18 protein-coding genes and 1 tRNA gene are annotated in these 23,197 nt (G+C 62.9%); 11 read left to right on the top strand and 8 right to left on the bottom strand.

What is annotated here, in order from left to right; genetic code table 11:
* Nucleotides 1–20: 20 nt before the first annotated feature.
* On the bottom strand, nucleotides 21–734 hold the full coding sequence (gene fadR, locus E5E97_RS15065) for a fatty acid metabolism transcriptional regulator FadR (RefSeq protein ID WP_016350565.1): 714 nt from the start codon (nucleotides 732–734) through the stop codon (nucleotides 21–23).
* 333 nt (nucleotides 735–1,067) lie between these two features.
* On the opposite strand from fadR, the gene nhaB reads away from it, so the two are divergent.
* Together nhaB and dsbB are read left to right on the top strand one after the other, a co-directional pair.
* Nucleotides 1,068–2,648 (top strand): sodium/proton antiporter NhaB, encoded by a 1,581-nt coding sequence (gene nhaB / locus E5E97_RS15060; protein WP_118881329.1) that lies wholly within the window; start codon nucleotides 1,068–1,070, stop codon nucleotides 2,646–2,648.
* 85 nt (nucleotides 2,649–2,733) lie between these two features.
* Nucleotides 2,734–3,255 (top strand): disulfide bond formation protein DsbB, encoded by a 522-nt coding sequence (gene dsbB, locus E5E97_RS15055; protein ID WP_016350563.1) that lies wholly within the window; start codon nucleotides 2,734–2,736, stop codon nucleotides 3,253–3,255.
* An 85-nt stretch (nucleotides 3,256–3,340) separates the two neighbouring features.
* On the opposite strand, the gene E5E97_RS15050 is transcribed toward dsbB, so the two are convergent.
* From E5E97_RS15050 to uvrB, 3 genes are all read right to left on the bottom strand, one after another.
* Entirely contained in the window at nucleotides 3,341–3,994 is a 654-nt protein-coding gene (locus E5E97_RS15050; protein WP_011706279.1) for a DedA family protein, read from the bottom strand.
* A 153-nt stretch (nucleotides 3,995–4,147) separates the two neighbouring features.
* Nucleotides 4,148–4,417 carry a YkvA family protein gene (locus tag E5E97_RS15045; protein ID WP_011706280.1) on the bottom strand — a complete coding sequence of 90 codons (270 nt, stop codon included), beginning with the start codon at nucleotides 4,415–4,417 and terminating at the stop codon, nucleotides 4,148–4,150.
* Nucleotides 4,414–6,426 carry an excinuclease ABC subunit UvrB gene (gene uvrB, locus E5E97_RS15040; RefSeq protein ID WP_011706281.1) on the bottom strand — a complete coding sequence of 671 codons (2,013 nt, stop codon included), beginning with the start codon at nucleotides 6,424–6,426 and terminating at the stop codon, nucleotides 4,414–4,416. The genes E5E97_RS15045 and uvrB overlap by 4 nt, the downstream gene beginning before the upstream one ends.
* Before the next feature lie 135 nt (nucleotides 6,427–6,561).
* On the opposite strand from uvrB, the gene E5E97_RS15035 reads away from it, so the two are divergent.
* From E5E97_RS15035 to E5E97_RS15010, 6 genes are all read left to right on the top strand, one after another.
* Nucleotides 6,562–6,637 (top strand) — tRNA-Asn (locus E5E97_RS15035).
* A 775-nt stretch (nucleotides 6,638–7,412) separates the two neighbouring features.
* Nucleotides 7,413–9,098, top strand: a complete 1,686-nt coding sequence (locus E5E97_RS15030) for an aspartate:alanine antiporter (protein ID WP_011706282.1) — start codon at nucleotides 7,413–7,415, stop codon at nucleotides 9,096–9,098.
* Between the two features lie 213 nt (nucleotides 9,099–9,311).
* A complete protein-coding gene (locus E5E97_RS15025; protein WP_171280500.1) occupies nucleotides 9,312–10,844 on the top strand; it encodes a lytic transglycosylase F in 1,533 nt (510 codons plus the stop codon).
* 230 nt (nucleotides 10,845–11,074) lie between these two features.
* Complete coding sequence (locus E5E97_RS15020; RefSeq protein WP_118881332.1) at nucleotides 11,075–12,040, top strand: tripartite tricarboxylate transporter substrate binding protein; 966 nt, start codon at nucleotides 11,075–11,077, stop codon at nucleotides 12,038–12,040.
* A gap of 42 nt (nucleotides 12,041–12,082) precedes the next feature.
* Nucleotides 12,083–12,544 (top strand): tripartite tricarboxylate transporter TctB family protein, encoded by a 462-nt coding sequence (locus E5E97_RS15015; RefSeq protein ID WP_118881333.1) that lies wholly within the window; start codon nucleotides 12,083–12,085, stop codon nucleotides 12,542–12,544.
* A gap of 9 nt (nucleotides 12,545–12,553) precedes the next feature.
* The gene (locus E5E97_RS15010) at nucleotides 12,554–14,086 is read left to right on the top strand and encodes a tripartite tricarboxylate transporter permease (protein ID WP_171280499.1); all 1,533 of its coding nucleotides are present in this window, start codon (nucleotides 12,554–12,556) and stop codon (nucleotides 14,084–14,086) included.
* Between the two features lie 77 nt (nucleotides 14,087–14,163).
* On the opposite strand, the gene E5E97_RS15005 is transcribed toward E5E97_RS15010, so the two are convergent.
* The 4 genes from E5E97_RS15005 to E5E97_RS14990 form a co-directional block, all read right to left on the bottom strand.
* The gene (locus tag E5E97_RS15005; RefSeq protein ID WP_171280498.1) at nucleotides 14,164–14,829 is read right to left on the bottom strand and encodes a response regulator; all 666 of its coding nucleotides are present in this window, start codon (nucleotides 14,827–14,829) and stop codon (nucleotides 14,164–14,166) included.
* Complete coding sequence (locus E5E97_RS15000; protein WP_171280497.1) at nucleotides 14,830–16,413, bottom strand: sensor histidine kinase; 1,584 nt, start codon at nucleotides 16,411–16,413, stop codon at nucleotides 14,830–14,832. It lies immediately after the preceding gene.
* Nucleotides 16,410–17,621, bottom strand: coding sequence for an ROK family transcriptional regulator (locus E5E97_RS14995; protein WP_024944477.1), 1,212 nt, complete (start codon nucleotides 17,619–17,621; stop codon nucleotides 16,410–16,412). The genes E5E97_RS15000 and E5E97_RS14995 overlap by 4 nt, the downstream gene beginning before the upstream one ends.
* A gap of 131 nt (nucleotides 17,622–17,752) precedes the next feature.
* Complete coding sequence (locus E5E97_RS14990; protein WP_011706289.1) at nucleotides 17,753–19,420, bottom strand: methyl-accepting chemotaxis protein; 1,668 nt, start codon at nucleotides 19,418–19,420, stop codon at nucleotides 17,753–17,755.
* A 119-nt stretch (nucleotides 19,421–19,539) separates the two neighbouring features.
* Between E5E97_RS14990 and E5E97_RS14985 the strand changes: the two genes are divergently transcribed.
* From E5E97_RS14985 to glpB, 3 genes are all read left to right on the top strand, one after another.
* Nucleotides 19,540–20,007 carry a YchJ family protein gene (locus E5E97_RS14985; RefSeq protein WP_339354937.1) on the top strand — a complete coding sequence of 156 codons (468 nt, stop codon included), beginning with the start codon at nucleotides 19,540–19,542 and terminating at the stop codon, nucleotides 20,005–20,007.
* Between the two features lie 193 nt (nucleotides 20,008–20,200).
* A complete protein-coding gene (gene glpA / locus E5E97_RS14980; RefSeq protein WP_139389436.1) occupies nucleotides 20,201–21,880 on the top strand; it encodes an anaerobic glycerol-3-phosphate dehydrogenase subunit A in 1,680 nt (559 codons plus the stop codon).
* Nucleotides 21,870–23,150 carry a glycerol-3-phosphate dehydrogenase subunit GlpB gene (gene glpB, locus E5E97_RS14975; protein ID WP_016350550.1) on the top strand — a complete coding sequence of 427 codons (1,281 nt, stop codon included), beginning with the start codon at nucleotides 21,870–21,872 and terminating at the stop codon, nucleotides 23,148–23,150. The genes glpA and glpB overlap by 11 nt, the downstream gene beginning before the upstream one ends.
* Nucleotides 23,151–23,197 lie beyond the last annotated feature (47 nt).

Raw genomic sequence — 23,197 nt, 5'->3', positions numbered from 1 at the left:
TTTCTTGCATCAGAATGCCATCAGTTGTCGCACAGATTGCTCGGCATGTCCTGACGCAGACGGGTCCACAGCTTACCTGACTCGATGCCGTACTGACGTACCGTCATGAACACGGCCTCGTGATTCTTGGTCTCGGCCAGGTTCAGCAAGGTCTTGTAGTAGGCATCGGCTGCTTCACGGGCCTGCTTGTCGGAGAAGTAGTAACGACCTACCCGGCTATATAGCCCCTTGAAGCCGTTGAGGATCAGGGCATAAATCGGGTTGCCGGAGGCAAAGGAGAGCTGGTGGTGCAGGCGATAATCAAACTCTGCATACGCTTCCGGGGAGTTCTCTACCGCGTCGGCACCGCGCAGGATCTCGGCGGCTTGCTCCGGATTGTTGCGGATCGCGCCACGAATGAAGATGGTGCAGATGTTGGTGCGCGCCGACAGCAGCTGGGCTACCAGATCCGGCACCTTGTCCTGATCCAGCCTGGCCAGGGTCTCCAGAATGTTGAGGCCAGAGGTTTCCCAGAAGTTGTTCACCTTGGTCGGTTTGCCATGCTGAATGGTGAGCCAGCCATCACGGGCCAGACGCTGCAGCACTTCACGCAAGGTGGTTCGAGTCACACCAATCAGCTCGGACAGCTCACGCTCGGCCGGCAAGATGGATCCTGGAGGAAAGCGATTGTTCCAGATGGACTCGATGATATATTCCTCGGCAAACCCTGCAGGGCTCTGCGCTTTTATGACCATGTAGTGACTCTGTTGTAGTACGTAAAAAGGCTCACGAATAATAGCAAAGCAGGGAGGGCTGGCAAGCAGAAGGTCGGTCCTCTGCTTACATAAGCAGGCCATTTTGTTAAAAATATGTGTTGATTGCTGCAATGGGTGCCAGCCAGCCCCATCGGTTGGCGATAAAACGGCCAATCTCGTGGGCAAGGCCGACTATGTTATTTATAGTTAATGCTCTTTTTGATTAAAATCATGAGGAATCAATCTGATAAGGGACAACATCCGGATGTTCTGGTCGAGCCTGTCTTGACTGCATAGACGCAGATACCAACCACAACACAGAGACCCACTATTATGCCAATCAGCTTAGGGCAAGCCTTTGCCAGGAACTTTCTGGGCAATGCGCCCCAGTGGTACAAGGCCGCTATTCTTCTATTCCTGCTGATCAACCCGATCGCCTTTTACCTCGATCCCTTCATCGCCGGCTGGCTGCTGGTCGTCGAGTTCATCTTCACGCTGGCCATGGCCCTCAAGTGCTATCCGCTGCAACCCGGTGGCCTGCTGGCCATCGAAGCCGTGTTGATCGGCATGACCTCGGCCGAGCAGGTCAAACATGAGCTGGTGGCCAATATCGAGGTACTGCTGCTGCTGGTCTTCATGGTGGCCGGCATCTATTTCATGAAGCAGCTGCTGCTCTATGTGTTTACCAAGCTGCTGATCCGGATCCACTCCAAGACCCTGCTTTCCTTGGCATTTTGTCTGGTCTCCGCCTTCCTGTCAGCCTTCCTCGACGCCCTCACCGTGATCGCCGTGGTGATCAGCGTCGCCACCGGCTTCTACGCCATCTATCACAAGGTCTCCTCTGGCAAGGAGTTCGGCAACCCGCACGATCACACCGATGATGACGCCGTCAACGAACTCAATCGCCAACATCTGGACGACTTTCGCGCCTTCCTGCGCAGCCTGATGATGCATGCCGCCATCGGTACCGCCCTCGGCGGTGTCTGCACCCTGGTAGGAGAACCGCAGAACCTGATCATCGGCGAGCAGGCGGGCTGGAACTTCGGCGAGTTTGCCATTCGCATGTCTCCGGTCACGGTGCCGGTGTTCATCTGCGGCCTGCTCACCTGTGTTCTGGTCGAAAAGTGCCGCTGGTTTGGCTACGGCGCCAAGCTGCCGGACGCGGTACGCCGCATCATGGAGGATTACAACCGCTATGAAGAGGCCGGACGTACCGCCCAAGACAAGGCCAAGCTCATCGTGCAAGCAGCGATCGCCCTCTGGCTGATCCTGGGGCTGGCCATGCACCTGGCGGCGGTGGGCCTCATCGGCCTGTCGGTCATCGTGCTGGCCACCTCGCTCACCGGCATCACCGAAGAGCACTCCCTCGGCAAGGCATTCCAGGAGGCGCTGCCCTTTACCGCCCTGCTGGCCGTCTTCTTCAGCGTGGTCGCTGTCATCATCGATCAGCAGCTGTTCAAACCGGTGATCCAGTGGGTGCTTGCCGCCGAGCCGGACGCCCAGCTCGCGCTCTTCTATCTGGCCAACGGCCTGCTCTCCATGGTCAGTGACAACGTCTTCGTCGGCACCGTCTACATCAACGAGGTGAAGACGGCGCTGCTCAACAATGCCATCAGCCGCGAACAGTTCGAGCTGCTGGCCGTGGCCATCAACACCGGGACCAACCTGCCGTCGGTGGCGACTCCCAATGGTCAGGCCGCCTTCCTGTTCATGCTGACCTCGGCGCTGGCACCGCTGCTGCGCCTCTCCTACGGGCGCATGGTGTGGATGGCTCTGCCCTATACCCTGGTGCTGGGACTGGTGGGTTTCTTCTCGGTGGAGATACTGCTCGGGCCGCTCACCGACTGGTTCTATCAGACTGGCTGGCTGGTGCTCGACAACGTCACGCCTGCGGTACTGCCCGCCCTGCATTGATGCCATAAGGGCCCATGCGGGCCCTTTCCTTTTGGCCCCTGCTCTGCTCTAATTCAGCCACTGTTTTTTCTGTGAGATCAACCAGATGATAGAGTTTCTGCGCCGTATTGCCGCCCATCGCCTGGCCTGGAGTCTGCTTGCAGCCTCTGCCCTGTTCCTCGAGTTGAGCGCCCTCTTCTTCCAGCATGTGCTGGGCCTGCATCCCTGCGTCATGTGCGTCTATGAACGGATCGCCACGCTGGGAGTCCTCACCGCAGGGCTGCTCGGCATGGTGGCACCGCAGAAATGGTACGTGCGCTGGAGCGCTCTGCTGTTGTGGGGATCCAGTGCCTTCTGGGGCCTGAAACTGGCGCTCAAGCATGTGGATTATCAGGTCAATCCCTCCCCCTTCAACGTCTGTGAAGGTTTTGTCGACTTCCCGAGCTGGGCGCCGCTGGATCAGTGGATCCCCTGGATGTTCTACCCGGATGGCGATTGCAGCGAAGTCACCTGGCAGTTCCTGAGCTTCTCCATGCCTCAGTGGCTGGTAGCCATCTTCGCCGCCTACCTGCTGGTGTTCGTCGTGGTGGCCATCGGCAATCTGGTCAAGGGTCGCTGCTGCAGCTAAGCCCGATAGCAGTACAAAAAAGAAGGGAGCCAGTGGCTCCCTTCTTTTTTATGTCATTCGGCTTCATCAGCCAGGCGCAGGGTGCTCAGGAAGCCGCCTTGCTGGCGTTCATTCTGGCCTTCACCATGCCGATCACCATGGGCAGCAGCGAAATGCCGATGATGCCGAAGATGAGCAGGGTAAAGTTCTGACGCACCACCGGCAGATTGCCAAAGAAGTGGCCGGCATAGACGAATGAAAGGACCCACAAAAGACCGCCCACCAGATTGAACGCCAGGAAGCGCGGATAGGTCATGGCGCCCATGCCCGCCACGAAGGGCGCGAAGGTGCGCACGATGGGCAGGAAGCGGGTGATGATGATGGTCTTGCCGCCATGCTTGGCGTAGAAGGCGTGAGTCTTGTCCAGGTAATCCCGCCGGAAGATTTTGGAGTCAGGATTGCGAAACAGCTGCTCGCCGAAGAAGTGACCTATGGTGTAGTTCACCACGTTGCCGAGCACCGCGGCGATGATCAGCACGGCGGCCAGGGTATGCACATCCAGCACGCTGCCCACGGTGAGCGCACCGGCGGCAAACAGCAGGGAGTCACCAGGCAGGAAGGGGGTTACCACCAGTCCGGTCTCGCAGAAGATGATCAGAAACAGGATGGCGTAAACCCAGATCCCATAGTTTTCAAACAGCTCTTTCAAGTGCACGTCGACGTGCAGGATAAAATCAATCGCAAACAGGATCAGATCCATTTTCTCATATCCATAAAGTGAACGGCGTGGAGTCTACGCCAATGCATTGAGCGCCACAATCTCCCCCACCATGCTCTTTCTTATCACACCCAAACACAACCGGCATGACATCATCAAATCAACGGGCGATGCAGCGGGCACGGCCAAGGCGGTCTACTCCCGCTCGGCGAGCGCCGCCCTCACGGCACCTGGCAGGCATAACTCCCAACCCCACAACAAGAGCAGCAGCAGGGTCGCATCGTCGAGCCAGCCAACAAATGGCACCACATCGGGGATGAGATCCAGCGGGCTGATGCCGTAGAGCAGGACCAGGATCACCAGCCCCCTGGCCCACCAAGGGGTATCGGGGTGACGAAAACCCCGATAGAGGCGGCGCAAACGCCGCCAGATCAGCCAGCGTCGGGCACCCGGCAAGGCACTCAACTCTCGATCAACTCGTTGCGCAGCCGCTGGATCTGGTCCCGCAGCGCTGCCGCCTGCTCGAACTCCAGATCCCGTGCATGCTGGAACATCTGCTCTTCCATCCGCTTGATCTCCTTGCTGATCTCGCTGGCGGAACGAGCATGGTACTCCCCTTGCGGCTCGGCGGCCTTGCGACTGCCCCGCCCGCTCTTGCCAGCACTGCGACTACCCCCCATGTCCATCACATCTCCCACCGACTTGTTGAGCCCCGTCGGGGTGATGCCATGTTCGAGGTTGTGGGCGTGCTGCAGGGCGCGGCGCCGCTCGGTCTCTTCGATCGCCACCTGCATGGAGTTGGTGATGGTATCCCCGTAGAGAATGACCTTGCCGTTGAGGTTGCGCGCCGCCCGGCCGATGGTCTGGATGAGGGAGCGGGTGGAGCGCAGGAAACCCTCTTTATCCGCATCCAGGATCGCCACCAGCGACACCTCCGGCATATCGAGCCCCTCCCGCAACAGGTTGATCCCCACCAGCACGTCGAACTTGCCGAGGCGCAGATCGCGAATGATCTCCACCCGCTCGACGGTGTCGATGTCCGAGTGCAGATAACGCACCCGTACCTCGTGATCCGCCAGGTATTCGGTCAGATCTTCCGCCATCCGCTTGGTGAGGGTGGTAACCAGCACCCGCTCCTCCACCGCCACCCGTTTGCGGATCTCGGAGAGCAGGTCGTCCACCTGGGTGGTGACCGGACGCACCTCGATCTCGGGGTCGAGCAGGCCGGTGGGGCGCACCACCTGCTGCACCACATCGCCACCGGACTTCTCCAGCTCGTAGGGGCCAGGGGTGGCCGAGACAAACACCGTCTGCGGCATCAGCGCCTCGAACTCGTCAAACTTGAGCGGCCGGTTATCGAGCGCCGAGGGGAGCCGGAAGCCGTACTCCACCAGGGTCTCCTTGCGGGATCTGTCCCCTTTGAACATGGCGCCGATCTGCGGCACCGTGACGTGGGATTCGTCGATGATGAGCAGCCCATCCCCCGGTAGATAGTCAAACAGGGTGGGCGGCGGCTCGCCGGGGGCACGACCGGAGAGGTAACGGCTGTAGTTCTCGATGCCGGAGCAGTAACCGAGCTCCTGCATCATCTCGATGTCGAACTGGGTGCGCTGACTGATGCGCTGCTCCTCCACCAGCTTACCCAGCGACAACAGCTGCTCACGGCGGCTCTTGAGCTCCTCCTTGATGTGCTCGATGGCTCCCAGGATGGTCTCGCGCGGGGTGGCGTAGTGGGTCTTGGGATAGATGGTGTAGCGCACTACCGTCTGTTCGATGGCGCCGGTCAGCGGATCGAACAGAGAGAGGCGCTCCACCTCCTCGTCAAACAGCTCCACCCGCAGGGCCAGCTTGTCAGATTCGGCGGGGTAGATGTCGATCACCTCCCCTCGCACCCGGAAGGTGCCGCGCTGAAAGGCCATGTCATTGCGGGTGTACTGCAGCTCCGCAAGGCGGCGCAGGATATCCCGCTGATTGATCAGGTCCCCTACTTTCAGGTGCAGCATCATGCTGAGGTAGGCTTGCGGATCCCCCAGACCGTAGATGGCCGACACCGAGGCGACGATCACCACGTCGCGGCGCTCCAGCAGCGCCTTGGTGGCCGACAGCCGCATCTGCTCGATGTGATCGTTGATGGAGGCATCCTTCTCGATGAAGGTGTCGGTGGTCGGCACGTAGGCTTCCGGCTGGTAGTAGTCGTAGTAGGAGACGAAATACTCCACCGAGTTGTCGGGAAAGAACTCCTTCATCTCGCCATAGAGCTGGGCCGCCAGGGTCTTGTTGGGAGCCAGGATCATGGTAGGGCGATTGAGGGTGGCGATGACGTTGGCCATGGTGAAGGTCTTGCCCGAGCCGGTCACCCCGAGCAGGGTCTGATGGGCAAGGCCGGATTCGATGCCATCGAGCAGCTGGGCAATGGCCCTTGGCTGATCCCCGGCGGGTTGAAACTGGCTGGCCAGCTGGAATAACTTGCTCATGACGACTCCCGGCAAAAAAACGCAAGAGCAGAAGTGTACTCCGAGATGGGGTGGGCTGGGTATCCACTCTGCCGGAAGAAGCGGCTATTGACCTCGAAATACGACCTCTGTATGATGCTCCTCCTTGCCTGATGTTCCCCCGTAGTTCAGTCGGTAGAACGGCGGACTGTTAATCCGTATGTCACTGGTTCAAGTCCAGTCGGGGGAGCCAATCTCCTCACCATCTCGGTGCAAGTTATCCACTTTAGTGCTTTCCTCTGCCAATTTTAATGCACAAGCCGCCTCCCGCGGTGACGCCTCCCTTTTGATTCCTCATCCGCCCCGGCAGCGTTTTGTTCTGCTGCGTCTAACTATTTGATTTTTATAGAAACAATTTATCTCAGGTATTTTTTGAACAGTCCTTGCAGCCCAGTATTGGCGCGGGATACAGCCTGATCACCAAGTTTCATAAACAGGGTTATCCACAGATTCTGTGGGTAAGTAGAGCAAAGCCAATGACGGCCTAGGCTGGCAGGCCATTGCCAGCGACGGGCGATGTTTTTCCCTGACAACCTGATTTTCTGCTGTTTTTGAGCGCCCCCCTGAATGGGTTGCCATCGCCGCCGACAGATGCCTTTTGCAGATATCTTTTCGCTATCCCGCACAACATGGGTCACTCCCTCTCGACACCCACCGATCGGCTCCCGGACTCATGCCATCCCCTTCAGTCAGATGTGCTGAAAAACCAGAAAACCGCCCAGCCAAACAGCAGAGAATAAATTTTCAAGCAGAGCGGAAAGACGAGGATCACAGATAGCAGGAATCACTAATTGACAGCGGGGCTGGCAGAGGGAAATAGAGGTCATCACCAGACCCGCCCCGCAGTTTCCCTCACACAGGCGGGCTACGTGGCGGGTTAGTGCCGATTAATCCTCCTTTGACGCTTCTTTATTGGTGAGGGATCCGGCACAATATCGGCCCCACTTTTTTCCTCGGTTTTTCCGGGCATGACCATAGATTTTGTGACACTGCTACATCAAAGCGACTCCCTGCTGCTGTTCGTGGTACTGGCCTTCGGCCTGCTGCTCGGCAAAGTCAGGTTCGGCAACTTCCAGATCGGCAACACCATCGGCGTGCTCTTTACCGCCCTGCTGTTCGGCCAGATGGGCTTCGAATTCACCGCCACCACGGAGAACGTCGGCTTCATGCTGTTCATCTTCTGCGTGGGGATAGAAGCGGGGCCGCACTTCTTCAGCGTCTTCCTGCGTGACGGCATCCACTACATCACCCTCACTCTGGTGATCCTGCTGACCGCCCTCTTCCTCACCGTGGGGCTGGCCAAGTTCTTCAACCTGGGGCCGGGCATGGCCGCCGGCATCCTGGCCGGCTCGCTCACCTCGACCCCGGCGCTAGTGGGCGCGCAGGATGCCCTGCGCAGCGGCCTGCTCAACCTGCCCCATCAGACCGACATGCAGTCGGTGCTCGACAACATGGGCATCGGCTATGCACTGACCTATCTGGTGGGGCTGGTAGGCCTGATGCTGGTGGTGCGCTACCTGCCTTCGCTGGCACGGCTCGACCTCAACACCGAGGCGCAGAAGATCGCCCGCGAGCGCGGCCTCTCCGACAACGAGAGCCGCAAGACCTACCTGCCCATCATCCGTGCCTACCGGGTCGGCCCGGAGCTGGCAGCCTGGATTGGCGGCCGCACCCTGCGCGAAACCGGTATCTACCCCCACACCGGCTGCTACGTGGAGCGGATCCGCCGCAACGGCATCCTGGCGAGCCCGGATGGCGACGCCGTCATTCAGGAAGGGGACGAGATCGCCCTGGTGGGTTACCCAGAGAGCCACGAGAAGCTCGACGTCAACTACCGCAACGGCAAGGAGGTGTTTGACCGCAACCTGCTTGACCTGCAGATCGTCACCGAAGAGATAGTGGTGAAAAACGATGCGGTGGTGGGTCGCCATCTGGTGGAGCTCAACCTCACCGAGAAGGGCTGCTTCCTCAACCGGGTGGTGCGCTCCCAGATCGAGATGCCGTTCGATCGCAACATCATGCTGCAAAAGGGCGACGTGCTGCAGATCAGCGGCGAGAAACAGCGGGTCAAGCTGCTGGCCAACAAGATCGGCTTCATCAGCATCCACAGCCAGACCACGGATCTGGTGGCCTTCACCACCTTCTTCGTGCTGGGACTGCTGATAGGCTCCGTCTCCCTGGTATTCGGCCAGCTGGAGTTTGGGCTGGGCAACGCCGTCGGCCTGCTGCTGGCGGGGATCCTGATGGGCTACCTGCGCGCCAACCACCCCACTGTCGGTTACGTGCCGCCGGGCGCCCTGCGTCTGGCCAAGGATCTCGGTCTGGCCGTGTTCATGGTGAGCACCGGCCTCAAAGCCGGCGGCGGCATTCTGGATCACCTGAGCCAGGTCGGTGCCGTGGTGCTCTTCTCCGGCATGCTGGTGACCACCCTGCCGGTGCTGGTGGGTTACCTGTTCGGGGTCTGGGTGCTGAAGATGAACCCGGCCCTGCTGCTCGGCGCCATCACGGGGGCCCGCACCTGCGCCCCGGCCATGGACGTGGTGAACGAGGCGGCCAACAGCTCCATCCCAGCGCTCGGCTATGCCGGCACCTATGCGGTGGCCAACGTCATGCTGACCCTGGCGGGCTCCTTCATCATCGGCTTCTGGTTCTAGTGCCAACGATCTAGCAGCAAGTACACCAACTCAAGGGGAGCCGTTATGGCTCCCCTTTTCGTTCATGCCTCTCTCCTTTTCGCCTAAGCCCCACCACCTCGCCCCCGCAGGATAGGGCCTATCGTGCTATGTGCCCCTCACCGACCAAACCCAATGAGCTAAAGCGCCCGCCCCATGCCGCTTACACTCAATGAAACACACGAGGGCATCGTCATGATACGGTTATGGATCCTTCTGGGCTGGCTGCTGTGCGGCCCGCTGCAGGCCGCCACGCCAGCACAAACCTCCCCCGCAGAGGAAGCCGACTCCGAGCCGGCCGCCTTGGCCTTCAGCAGCGATCAGCTGGCCCAGCCCCTGCTTGGCGATCTCGATGCCATGCTGGCACGGCGCACCATCCGGGTGCTCACTACCTACAACAAGACCGGCTATTTCATCTACAAGGGGGTGCAGCGGGGCGTCACCTACGACGCCTTCATCGAGGTGGAGAAGCGGCTCAACGAGCAGTTGCGCAAGCAAAAGAGCCTCAAGCGCCATCTCAAGCTGCACCTGGTCTTCATCCCGGTAGCGCGCGAGGCCCTGCTGGGAGCCCTCATCGCGGGCAAGGGCGACATCGCCGCCGCCAACCTCACCATCACCGAGCGGCGCAAACTGCAGGGGGTGCTCTTTACCGACCCTCTGCTGGAGAACGTGCGGGAGCTGCTCATCTCGGGGCCGGCCTCCCCCAAGGTGGAGAGCGCCGCCGATCTGGCCGGCCAACGGGTCTACGTGCGCCCCTCCTCCAGCTACTTCGAGAGCCTCACGGCCTACAACCAGGCGCGCAAGGCGGCGGGAGAGCCGCTTGTCGACATCCAGCCCGCCCCGGAGGCGCTGGAAGATGAAGATCTGGTGGAGATGGTCAATGCCGGCCTGCTGCCCTTCATCATCATGGACGAGCACAAGGCCCGGTTCTGGCAGAAGATCTTCCCCGCCATCCGCATCCATGAACAGCCGGTGTTCCGCCAAGGGGGGGTCATCGCCTGGGCGGTACGCAAGGAGAGCCCGCAGTTGCTGGCCATGCTCAACGAACAGATAGCCGCCCTGCGCGGCAAACACAGTGGCGACGCCATCCTGGCCCGCTATCTCAAGCAGAACAAATTCGTCAAGAGCGCCGCCGCCGACGCCGAGCGCCAGAAGTTTCTGCAGGTGGTGGATCTGTTTCGCGAATATGGCGAGAAGTACGAGGTGGACTGGCTGCTGATGGCGGCCCAGGGCTATCAGGAGTCGGCCCTCAATCACAAGGCGCGCAGCCACGTCGGCGCCATCGGCATCATGCAGATCATGCCCGCCACCGGCAAAGGGCTCAAAGTGGGCGACATCCGCCAGCTTGAGCCCAACATCCACGGCGGCGTCAAATACATGCGCTGGATGATCGACCACTACTATGCAGACGAGCCCATGACGGCCCTCGACAAGGCGTTGTTCTCGTTCGCCTCCTACAACGCCGGCCCCGCCCGGGTGGCACGGCTGCGCACCGAGGCCAAGAAACGGGGGCTGGATCCCAACGTCTGGTTTCACAACGTCGAGTACGTGGCGGCGGAGAAGATTGGGCCGGAAACCGTCACCTACGTCGGCAACATCTACAAGTACTACATCGCCTACAAGCTGGTGATGGAGCAGTTGCAGCGCAGGCAGCAGGCGACCGAGACCATCAAGCAGCAGGGCACCGGCGGCGACAAGGTCTCCGCCGCCCCCGCATCACAGGGATAAGCCAGCCCTTCATCCGCGAGGCTCCCCGTCTGACGGGGAGCCGCGCGCCTTTTTAGCCGTCACCAAAGCTCCATCCTGGCCACCTTCAGCCCCGCAATCGCCCAACCTCACATTGCCGTGACCAGAATGCACACAATGACCACAACAGCCTTAATAGCCATTACGGTCAGATTGTTTGCCGACCAATCATGATTAATTAACCTTCCTGCAACAATCACAAGGAGAACACCATGTTGCAAGGAACCCTCAAACGCACGTTGCTCTGCTGCCTGCTGGCCGCCAGCCTCGGCGCCCAGGCCAAGATCGACGAAATCCACTTCCTCATTCCGGGCGGCGCCGGCGGCGGCTGGGACAACACCGCCCGCGGCACCGGCGAGGCGCTGACCAAATCCGGCCTCATCACCACCGCCTCCTACCAGAACATCTCGGCCGGTGGCGGTGCCAAGGCCATCGCTCACCTGATCGAGACCTCGGCCCAGTCCGACAAGACCCTGATGGTCAACTCCACCCCCATCATCGTCAAATCCCTCTCCAAGGAGCTGCCGCAATCGTTCCGGGATCTCACCCCGGTGGCCGCCATCATCGCCGACTACCAGGCGCTGGCCGTGCCGCTGGACTCCCCCTATCAGAGCTGGCCCCAGCTGCTGGCCGCCTATCAGGAGAACCCCGCCAAGGTGAAGATTGCCGGCGGCTCCGCCCGTGGCAGCCTGGATCATCTGGTGGCGGCCATGACCTTCAAAAATGCCGGGGCCGATGCCGGCAAGCTGCGCTACGTGGCCTATGATGCCGGCGGCAGCGCCATGGCGGCGGTGCTGGCGGGGGAAACCCAGGTGCTCTCCACCGGCTTTGGCGAGGCGATGGAGGCGGTCAAGTCGGGCCAAATGCGGATCCTCGGCATGACGGCCCCGACGCGGATGCCGGATGCGAGCGAGGTGCCCACCTTCAGCGAGCAGGGCAACCCCACGGTCTTTGCCAACTGGCGCGGCTATTTCGCCTCCCCCGCCGTCAGCGCCGACAAGTCGGCCGAATTCGCCGCTCTGCTCAAGCAGATGTATGACAAGCCGGAGTGGGAGACGGTCCGTGCCCGCAACAACTGGACCAATCTCTACCAGGCCGGCCCAGAGTTCACCGCCTTTCTCATCCAGCAGGAGCAGCAGATCGGCGGCCTGATGCGCGAACTCGGCTTCATCAAGTAATCCCACTGTCGGCGGGCCTGGCCCGCCCATCGGAGTCATCCCATGCACCTGACCAAGGAGCGACTCGGGGGGCTGCTGTTTTTGCTGCTCTCCCTCGCCTACGGATATCACGCCACCCAGATCCCCGGCTACCCCGGGGACGAATATGAACCCTTTACCGCCAGCACCCTGCCCTATGCCCTGGCCGGCGCCGGCGCCCTGCTCTCCCTGCTGCTGATCTGCTTTCCGGGCGGCGAGCGGCTGCAGCGGGAGAGCGGCAACTGGCGGCTGGTGTTCGCCCTGCTGCTGCTGATGCTGACCTACGGCCTGGCCCTTGGCTGGCTCGGCTTTCTGGTCGCCACCACCCTGTTTCTCATCGGCGGGATCCGGCTGATGGGCGAGCAGAGCCTCGCCTTCGCCTGCAAGGTGAGCCTGCCGTTCACCCTCATCTTCTGGGCCCTGCTCACCAAGGGGCTCAACGTCTACCTCGAGCCGGGCCGGCTGTTCACCCAGTTGCTGGGATAAGGAGAACCCATGTTAGACGGCATTTTGCAAGGACTGGGCACCGCCATGCTGCCCATCAACATCTTCATGGTGATCGTCGGCTGTTTCGTCGGCACCTTCATCGGCATGCTGCCGGGCCTTGGGCCCGTCACCGCCATCGCCCTGATGATCCCCATCACCTACGGGCTGGATCCCGCCTCCGGCATCATTTTGATGGCCGGGGTCTATTACGGCTCCATGTTCGGCGGCTCCACCTCCTCCATCCTGATCAACACCCCGGGCTGCTCCGCCAGCATGATCACCGCCATCGACGGCTATCCGCTGGCCTGCAAGGGGCAGGCGGGCAAGGCGCTGGCCATCGCTGCCTACGCCTCCTTCACCGGCGGCACCCTGTCCGCCATCTTCCTGATGGTGGCGGCGCCGCTGCTGGCCAAGGTCTCCCTCTCGTTCCAGTCGGCGGACTACTTCGCCCTGATGGTGCTGGGGCTCTCGGCGGTGGCGGCCTTTGCCGGCAAGGGCCAGGTGCTCAAGGCGCTGATCATGGCGCTGTTCGGCATCATGCTCTCCACCGTCGGCATCGACCGCAGCGTCGGGGTGGACAGATTCACCTTTGGCCTGCCGGACTTGCGCGACGGCTTCTCCTTCCTGCTACTGGCCATGGCCACCTTCGCCCTGGCGGAGATCCTGATGACGGTGCTGCACCCGGGCAAGGACACCAGCAAGGAGGAGGCGCGCAAGATCCAGCAGCTCGGCTCCCTCAAGCTGAGCAGGGACGAGGTCAAAGAGATAGCGCCCCCCATCGCCCGCTCCTCGGTGATGGGTTTCCTCATCGGCGTGCTGCCGGGGGCCGGTGCCACCATCGCCTCCTTCATGGCCTATGGCGCCGAGCGCAACTTCGCCAGCAAGCGCAGGCAGGAGGAGTTCGGCAAGGGCAGCCTGACCGGCATCGCCGCGCCGGAGGCGGCCAACAACGCCGCCTCCAGCGGGGCCTTCGTACCGCTGCTGACCCTGGGGATCCCGGGCTCCGGCACCACGGCGCTGATGCTGGGGGCCCTTATCGCCTACGGCATCCAGCCGGGTCCGCGCCTGTTCATGGAGCACCCGGACGTGTTCTGGTCGGTGATCATCTCCATGTACCTGGGCAACGTGGTGCTGCTGATCCTCAACCTGCCGCTCATCCCCTATCTGGCCAAGATCCTGCAGGTGCCACGCCCCGTGCTCATCCCCATGGTGCTGCTGTTTTCGCTGATCGGGGTCTATCTGGTCTCCTTCAACACCATGGACATCTATGTGATGGCGCTGGTGGCGCTGATCGCCATCGGCCTGCGCCTGCTGGACTTCCCCATGGCGCCCATGCTGCTCGGCTTCATTCTGGGGGGCATGCTGGAGGACAACCTGCGCCGTGCCCTGGTGATCAACGACGGCTCCCTGAGCTTCCTGTGGGAGCGCCCCATCACCCTCGCCTTCACCCTGGTCACCCTGGTGATGCTGCTGTTGCCCGTGTGGCAGTGGTGGCAGGCGCGCCGCGCACCGGCCGCCACACTGCAATCCGAACCGAGCTGAGTTGACGGATCTCACACAGCAAAAGAGCGCCGACAGGCGCTCTTTTTATTGGCAAGACGAGATGAGTGGCAATTCGCTCAGGGCTGGCGATAACGTCGCTCCGGCCGGCCCACGGTGCCGTACTCCAGCTCCGGGCTCGCCAGCTGCTGGCCCACCAGAAACTCCAGATAGCGGCGCGCCGTGGTGCGGCTCACCCCGACCCGACCGCCGATCTCCTCGGCGCTGGCCCCCTGCGACCCCAGCGCCGCCAGCACCCGCTGCAGGGTGAGTCCGTCGATCCCCTTGGGCAGGCCGCCCGCCGCCACCTGCTGCAACGGCGTCCCCAGCAGGGCATCCACCACCTGCTGATCGATGTCGGCCAGCGCCGCCAGGGCGGCGCGGTTCTGGCAATATTTGTCGAGGGTGTCGCGCAGCCGCTCGAACACCACGGGCTTGAGGATGAAATCCACCACCCCGAGCCGCATCGCCTCCTGCAGGGCGCCGGCCTCCCGCGCCGCGGTGAGCAGTATCACGTCGAGGGAAGCCCCCGCCTGACGCAGCTCCCGCAGCAGGGCAAAGCCCTCGCCATCGGGCAACCAGACGTCCAGCAGCACCAGATCGGGCTTGAGGATCTCTATCTGCTCCCTGGCATCGAACAGGGTGAGCGCCACCCCCAGCACCTCGAACCCCGCCAGCCGCTGCACGAAGCGGCGGTGGATCTCGGCAATGGCCGGGTCATCCTCGACGATCAGGATCTTGATCACTCACACCTCCTTGGGAATGTAACAGACGACGCAACTCCCCTGCGCCGTGGCTTCGATGGTGATCTGCCCCTGCAGGGCATCCAGGGTCTTGCGCACCAGCGCGAGACCGATGCCGTGATCCGGCTCCGCCTTGCTGCTGACGCCCCGCTCGAACAACCTGTCCGCCAGTGCGGGATCGATCCCCCCCGCCCCATCTTCCACCTCCAGGATCAGATCCTGGCCGAGATCGCTCAGCGCCACCCGCACCGGCTGGTAGGGGGCACCGTGGCGACGAGTCGCCTCGAAGGCATTGTCGATGAGATTGCCCAGCACCGTCACCAGCTGGGAGCCGCTGACGCGAAGGGGAATGTCGTACAGGCGGGAATCCGGGTCCACCTCCAGCACCAGTCCCAGCTCGTGAGCCCTGTGGTATTTGCCGAGCAGCAGGCCGGCCACCTTGGGCTTGGCGATGGCGCTCATCAGGAAGCTGAGCAGGCTCTGCTCGGTTGCAGCCTCCCGCCCGATGAAGGCGAGCGCCTCGCGGGTGGCTCCGAGCTCGATGAGCCCGGCGATGGTGCCGAGCTGATTGTGGTGTTCGTGGGTCTGCACCCGCAGCAGATCGCTGTAGGCCTGCACCTGGGAGAGCTGGGCGCTCAGTTCGGCCAGCTCGTCCTTGCGCCGAAAGCTCGACACCGCGCCGATCAGCTTGCCATCGCGCACCAGCGGCAGCCGGTTGACGATGAGGGACTGGCCGTTGAGCACTATCTCCTCGTCAAACTGGGGGCGCGGATCCTGAATGAGAGAGAGCATGCGGCTCTCCGGCAGCAGCCGGGTGACGGGCTGGCCGATAGCGGCCCGGGCTGTCTGCTCGTCAAGGCGCAGCAAACGGATGCCATTGGGATTGAGGGAGGTGAGCCGGCCCTGCTCGTCGATGGTGAGGATCCCCTCGCGCACGGTGCGCAGGGTGCAGTCGAGTTCGGCATAGAGGCGGCCGATCTGCTCGGGCTCAAAGCCAAGGATGGCTCGTTTGTAACGGCGGGCCAGCCAGGCGGCGGCCAGGCTGTTGAGCAGCACGATGAGCAGGGTCATAGCGAGGCCGAAACGCAGGAACCCCTGCAGGTCCGCCTCGATATCCCGCACCAGATAACCGACCGAGACCACCCCGATGATCTGGCCGAGCTCATCGCGGATGGGGCTCTTGCCGCGCACCGAGACCCCGAGGGACCCTTGCGCGCGGGAGATATAGGCCTCCCCCTGCAGCGCCCGCCTCGGATCATCCCCCATCATGGGCTGGCCGATGCGATCCGCATTGGGGTGCACCAGCCGGCGCGCCTCTTTATCGCCGATGACGATGTAGCTGGCGCCGACCTCGGCGCGGATCCGCTCCACCAGCACATTGAGGCGGGCAGTGTCGGCCCGCTTCACCCCGGCCAGCACACCCGGCTCGCGGGCCACCAGCCGCGCCACGTCGAGGGCCTGATCCCCCACCTCGCGGTAGCGCTGCTCGGACACATAGTAGTAACTGGCCCCGCTCAGCAGCACCAGCTGCAGCAGACTGACCAGACAGAGCATGAGGAGGATGCGTCCTTGCAACCCCAGCTTCATGCCTCCTTGTCGCCTCGCAACAAGTCGAGCAGCAGGCTGCCGTCGCGCAGGGCCTTGTGCACCTGCACCGAGGTGGGCTTGGTGGGATCTTCGTAGAAGTGGGTGGATTCGATCTGCAGCCGCACCAGGTATTCGGCCGGCAACTGGCTTGCCAGCGACTGGTGCAGCATGGGGAACAGCAGCCGATCGGCGCGGGTGATTTCGCCCCCCAGCAGCAGCTTGCCCGGATTGAGCAGGCAGATGAGGTTGGAGAGCACCCGGGAGAGCCGCCCCGCCGCCTGATGGAGGATGTCCTGACAGAGGCTGTTGCCCGCCAGCGCCAGCTCGCACAGCTCGCGGATGGTGACGCTCTCGGGCAGATCGTACTCCTGCATCCGCTCGCGCAGATCCCGGTACTGGGCTTCGAGCGCCTGATTGGTCACCAGGGTGCAGGCACAGCCAAAGCCGCCGCAATAGCAGCGCTGACCGTAGGGTTCGAGCTGCAGGTGGCTGAGATCGCCGAGCAACGCACTCTCGCTCTCGATCAGCTGGCCGTTGACCACCATGCCGACCCCGATGTCGTTGTGCACGAACACCAGCACCGCATCGGCGCAGTTCTTGGCGGCCCCCCACTCACGCTCGGCCTGGATCCAGGTGCGCACGTCGCCACTCACCAGCACGGGCACCGCGAAGGCCTCCTGCAGGGTGGGACCGAGCGGCCAGTTGCGCAGATCGTAGAAGGGGAAGTGCTTGACCATGCCGGAGTGGCGCTCCACCTGGCCCGGCAGACAGAGGGCGATGCAGGCGAGGCGCAGCGCCTTCTTGGGCAAGAAGCCCTCGATGGCCCGCACCAGACTGGCCAGCAGGTCGGCGCGCTCCCCTTCGCTGAAGACATGGCGATGACGGGCAAGCGAGCGGCCGGCCAGATCGAACAGCGCCATGTCCACATAGCCACGGCCAAGGCGCATGGAGAGAAACTGGAAGCGGCGCTCGTTGATGCGCAGCAGGGTCTGGCGGCGACCGCGCCCCACCGAGCTCTCGCCACAGGTGACCACCAGACCGCCGTCGAGCAGCTCGCGGGTGATCTTGGTGATGCTGGCAGGCGAGAGGCCGGTCAAACGGGAGAGATCGGTACGGGACAGCTCCTTGTGCTCCTCCAGGCTGGCGTAGACCAGGCCATAGTTGAGCTGACGGATCAAATCGATACTGCCTTTCACGATCTCATTCATAGGGTACGGGGCAAGGGCTGACACAGAGGGGGGCAATTTTCACATATTATTGGTCAATCCCCAAATAAAGTGCGGCCTGAACCGGGGTTCAGGCCGCATCTTGTGAGGGACATCCCCCTCTTGTCACCCCATCAGTAGCGGAACTGGGAGACCAGCTTGCGCAGTTTGTCGCCGGTGCTGGCGAGATCACGGGTGGTGCTGTTGGACTCGACCGCCGCATCGGTCAGCTCGCTGACGATCTGCTGAATGGCCACCAGGTTCTTGTTGATCTCCTCGGAGACCGCGTGCTGCTCCTCGGCGGCGGTGGCTATCTGGATGTTCATGTCGTTGATGGTGCTGACCGCCATCACCATGCTGTCGAGGGAGGTGGCGATGTGGCTCGCCTCCTGCACCGTCTCCTGGCTGCGCTCCTCGCTCGCCTGCATCACGTCCACCGCCTGCTTCACCCCGCCCTGCAGGCGCTGCAGCATCTCGTTGATCTCCTTGGTGCTCTGCTGGGTGCGACCGGCGAGCGAGCGGACTTCGTCCGCCACCACCGCAAAGCCGCGCCCCTGCTCGCCGGCCCGGGCAGCCTCGATGGCGGCGTTGAGCGCCAGCAGGTTGGTCTGCTCGGCAATGCCGCGAATGACCTCCACCACGGATCCTATCTTGGCGGTCTCCTGCGCCAGCTGCTCGATGACGCCGGAGGCGGTGTGCACCTCGCCCACCAGCCGGTTGATGCTGTTGATGGCGGTGCCCACCACGCCGCGAGCGGCATCGGACTCGCGCGCCGCATCGCTGGTGGCGGTCGCCGCGTTGGAGGCGCTGGCCGCCACTTCCTGGGCGGTGGAGCTCATCTCGGTCACCGCGGTGACCACCTGATCGGTCTCCCGGCTGTGGCCGTGCATCTGATGGTCATAGTGCTCGCTCAGGTGGTGCAGTTTCTCCACCGCGCTGAACAGATGATTGCTGGTCTCCCCCACCTGGCTTACCACCGACTGGATCCGCGTCACGAAGCGGTTGAAGGCGGTGGCCAGCTGACCAATCTCGTCATGACTCTGCACCTTGAGGCGCTGGGTCAGATCCCCCTCCCCGTCGGCAATGTCGTTGAGGGCCGAGACCGCATCCGCCAGTGGCCGGGTGACCCGGTTGCCGATCACCACGGTGGCGGCCAGGGTCACCCCCAGGATCACCAGGATCAGCAGCACGCTGCTCTGCAGCGAGTCGCGCATGTTGCTCTCGCGCTCGGTGCGCAGCACCGCCAGCTCGTTGTCGATGTCATCGATATAAAAGCCGGTGCCGATGACCCACTGGTACTTGTCGAGCACCAGGTTGAAGGAGAGCTTGGGCGCATCCCGGCCGATGGAGGGCTTGGCGGTCCAGTATTCGGAGAAGCCGTCCCCCTGGCGCGCCGCCTTGACGATCTCCTGGATCAGCAGCTTGCCCTTGGCATCCTTGTCCTGCCAGCGGTTCTTGCCTTCCATCTCGGGGCGGGTGGGCAGCAGTATGGTGTTGCCCTGAAAGTCGTAGACAAAGAAGTAGCCGTCACTGCTGTAGCGCAGCGGCCGCAGCAGCTCGGTCACCTGCTTGCGCACCGCCGGGCTGTCTGGCTGGTTGTAGACGGCATCGATGGCGGTCTTGGCCAGCATCAGGTAGCTGCTGAGCAACGCCTTGCGATCCTTGATGGCATTTTCTCGCGCCACCACCAGATCGGCTTCCAGGTCACTCTTTGAAATCATGTAGTTGCTGAGATTGACCACCAGGGCCATCAGGAGCACGGGGACGGCTCCCAACAACAGAATTTTCTGCTTTAGCGTCATCTTTCACATCCTTGCAGCTATTTTTATGGGCGTTCCGTTCCTACCAGACCAGTATAGGATGCTGGTCGACGGGGACCCGCTTTCGCTACAATCCCCGCCCTCTATATCTATCGACTCTGATGGCCAGACACATGAACAAATGTCCTTGCGGTTCAACTCTTTCTCTCGAATTGTGCTGTGGATCACTGCATCGGGGCGCCGCTGCCCAGACCCCGGAGCAGCTGATGCGCTCACGCTACAGCGCCTTCGTGCTGGGATTGGGGGAGTACCTAGTGCACAGCTGGCACCCTGACTATCTGGGGGATCTGACTGCGGAGCAGCTCTCCCAGACCGACACCCAATGGGATGGGCTCGAGATCATCGCCAGCCAGGGCGGCCCTGATGACACCCTCGGCATGGTGGAGTTCAAGGCCTGGTTCATGGAAGGTGAAGAACGCCACTGCCTGCATGAGCGCTCCCGCTTCGTGCGCCATCTGGGGCGCTGGGTCTACACCGACGGTGAGCAGGATCCGGCGCCGCTGCGGGTGGGGCGCAACGACCCCTGCCCCTGCGGCAGCGGCAAGAAGTTCAAGAAGTGCTGCGGCTGAGCGCCGCGACTCGTGTCGACAGAGGGGGCCCAGCGGCCCCCTCTGCTGTTGCTGGAGTGTGACAACAATCACGATTTGCTCATTAACACCCCTTAGCTTGAGCGTTTGCGAACATTAACTTGGCCCATATCAAACATTTTCGCCCAGAGACAGGCCACACTGGCACCATCTGGAAGAGATGAGACGGGCAAGAATGAAAAGAATAACCACACAAGTCGTCATCATAGGGGGTGGCGCCACCGGAGCCGGCATCATGCGCGATTGCGCATTGCGCGGCATCGACTGCATCCTGCTTGAGCGGGACGACATCGCCGCCGGCACCACGGGCCGCAACCACGGCCTGCTCCACTCCGGCGCCCGCTACGCGGTGACGGATCAGGAGTCCGCCCGCGAGTGCATTCAGGAGAACCGCATCCTCAAGCGGATCGCCAGCCACTGCGTCGAGGACACCGGCGGCCTCTTCATCACCCTGCCGGAAGATGACATCAATTTTCAAACTACCTTCATGGACGCCTGCGCCCTGGCGGGCATCGACGCCCGCCAGCTGGATCCCGCCGATGCGCTGCGCCTCGAACCCAACGTCAACCCGGCGCTGATCGGTGCCATCCAGGTGCCGGACGGCACGGTCGATCCGTTCCGCCTGGCCGCCGCCAACGTACTGGATGCCAAGGAGCACGGCGCCCGCATCTTCACCCACAGCAAGGTGCTGGGGCTTTTGCGCACCCAGGATCGGGTGCACGGGGTCAAGGCGATCAACACCCGCACTGGTGAAGCGTTCGAGGTGGAGTGCCAGGAGGTGATCAACGCCGCCGGCATCTGGGGCCAGCAGATCTGCGAATACGCCGATCTCGGCATCCGCATGTTCCCGGCCAAGGGCTCCCTGCTCATCATGGATTACCGCATCAACCAGCTGGTGCTCAACCGCGCCCGCAAACCGGCGGACGCGGACATCCTGGTGCCGGGCGATACCATCTCCCTCATCGGCACCACGTCGAGTCGCATCGATTACCACAAGATTGACCAGCTCACCGTCGAGCCCGAGGAGGTGGAGGTGCTGCTGCGCGAGGGGATCAAGCTCGCCCCCATCATGGCTCGCACCCGTCTGCTGCGCGCCTACGCTGGCGTTCGCCCGCTGGTGGCGGTGGATGGCGACGAGTCGGGCCGCAACATCAGCCGTGGCATAGTGCTGCTGGATCACGCCGAACGTGACGGCCTCAAGGGGTTCAACACCATCACCGGCGGCAAGCTGATGACCTACCGGCTGATGGCCGAATGGGCCACCGATCTGCTGGCCAAGAAGCTGGGCAACAGCAAGCCCTGCCGCACCGCCGAACTGAGCCTGCCCGGCTCGCGGGATCCGGAGAAGGTCTCCGCCCCCGGCCTCTCGGTGCCAGCCGAAGGCTCGGCCCAGTACCGCCACGGCGAGCGGGTCATCGCCTTTTTCCGCGACAATCCCAAGGCCAACGCCCTTATCTGCGAGTGCGAGATGGTCACTGCAGGTGAAATCGAATATGCCCTGCGCGAGCTGGATGTGGACAACCTGGTGGATCTGCGCCGCCGCACCCGTCTGGGCATGGGCCCCTGTCAGGGGGAGCTGTGCGCCTATCGCGCCGCCGGCCTGATGCAGGAGTACGGCAAGGCCGACGGCCGTCAGGCGTGCGTCATGCTGCGCCAGTTCCTGGAAGAGCGCTACAAGGGCACCCGGCCGGTGCTATGGGGCGATGCCCTGCGCGAAGCCGAATTTACCTACTGGATCTACGAGGGGCTGTTCGGCCTTGGCGAGTGGACGGCCCCCCATCTGGTGGCCGAGCCGCCCTTCCCGCTCGATGCCAGCACCGCAAATCCCACCAAGGAGCGCAGCCATGAAATTTGACAGCATCGTTATCGGCGGCGGCATGGCGGGCCTCTCGGCGGCCCTGCGCCTGGCCGAGGCCGGCCAGAAGACCCTGCTGATGGCCTCCGGCCAGAGCGCCCTGCACTTCTCCTCCGGCTCGGTCGATCTGCTGGAGAGCGAAGGGGATCCCCGCGCCGCCCTGCCCGCCTTCATGGCCGCCAACCCCGAGCATCCCTACAACAAGGTGGGGCTGACCCATATCGCGGCGAGCCTCGATGATCTGCAGCGCCACTGCGCCGCGCAGGGATTACCGCTGTTTCGCCAAGAGCGTAACCACCAGCGGCTGACCCCCATCGGCACCCTCAAAGCCACCTGGCTCTCTCCCGATACCTGCGCCTGCGTGACCGATGCGCCGGCTCCCGACGCCATCCTGCTGGCGACCTTGGAGGGATTTCGCGACTTTCACCCCGAGCTCGCGGCGGCCAACCTGGCGACCCACACGCGCTTCGCCCACTGCCGCATCCTGACCGGGGAGCTCCGCCTGCCCCAGCTGGCCGAGTTCAGCCGTAATCCCCACGAGTTTCGCTCCGCCGACATCGCCCGCCTGTTCGACAAGCAGGGCAATGGCCAGCGTGACCTGCTGACGGATCTGGCCCGCGAGATCAGCCGCCTGGTACAGGAGAGTGGTGAGCCGCGCTGCCATCACCTGGTGCTGCCCGCCTGCCTGTCACTGGGGCTGGTCGGCCCGCGCCTGGCGGAGCTGGAGCAGCGCACCGGCTGCATCATCAAAGAGGTGGCCACCATGCCGCCGTCACTGATCGGCATGCGGATGCAGGAGGCGCTCAAGCGCCGCTTCATGGCCCTTGGCGGCACCTTCCTCACCAGCGAGCGGGTGCTGGGCGCCCGCTATGACGGTGACCGGGTGATTGGCGTGCACAGCCAGAATGGCGACGATCAGCTGTTCGAGGCGGACCACTTTGTGCTCGCCTCCGGCAGCTTCTTCAGCCGCGGGCTGGAGTCGCGTCTACGCGGCATTCGCGAGCCCATCTTCAACGCCGATGTGCTGAGCCTGCCCGAGCGCGACGCCTGGGCTGGCCGCCGCCTGTTCGACCACCACCCCTTCATGGGCTTCGGGGTCAAGACCGACGACAAGCTCAGGGTACTGCGTGGCGGCAAGCCACTCACCAACCTCTACGGCGCCGGCAGCGTGCTGGCGCACTACGATCCCATCAAAGAAGGTTCCGGCTCCGGCGTGGCCGTTGCCACCGGCTGGCAGGCTGCCGGTCACATTTTGAGTTCAGCCCAATGATGATTTTGTCCCACATCCCGTGCCTTCATACCCAACGGGAGGAGAAC

Origin of the sequence: Aeromonas sp. 2692-1 (assembly GCF_013085505.1) — a bacterium.
Classification (GTDB): Bacteria; Pseudomonadota; Gammaproteobacteria; order Enterobacterales; family Aeromonadaceae; genus Aeromonas; species Aeromonas hydrophila.
The sequence above is the reverse complement of the archived record's forward strand: the minus strand, read 5'-3'. Positions and strand labels throughout refer to the sequence as shown.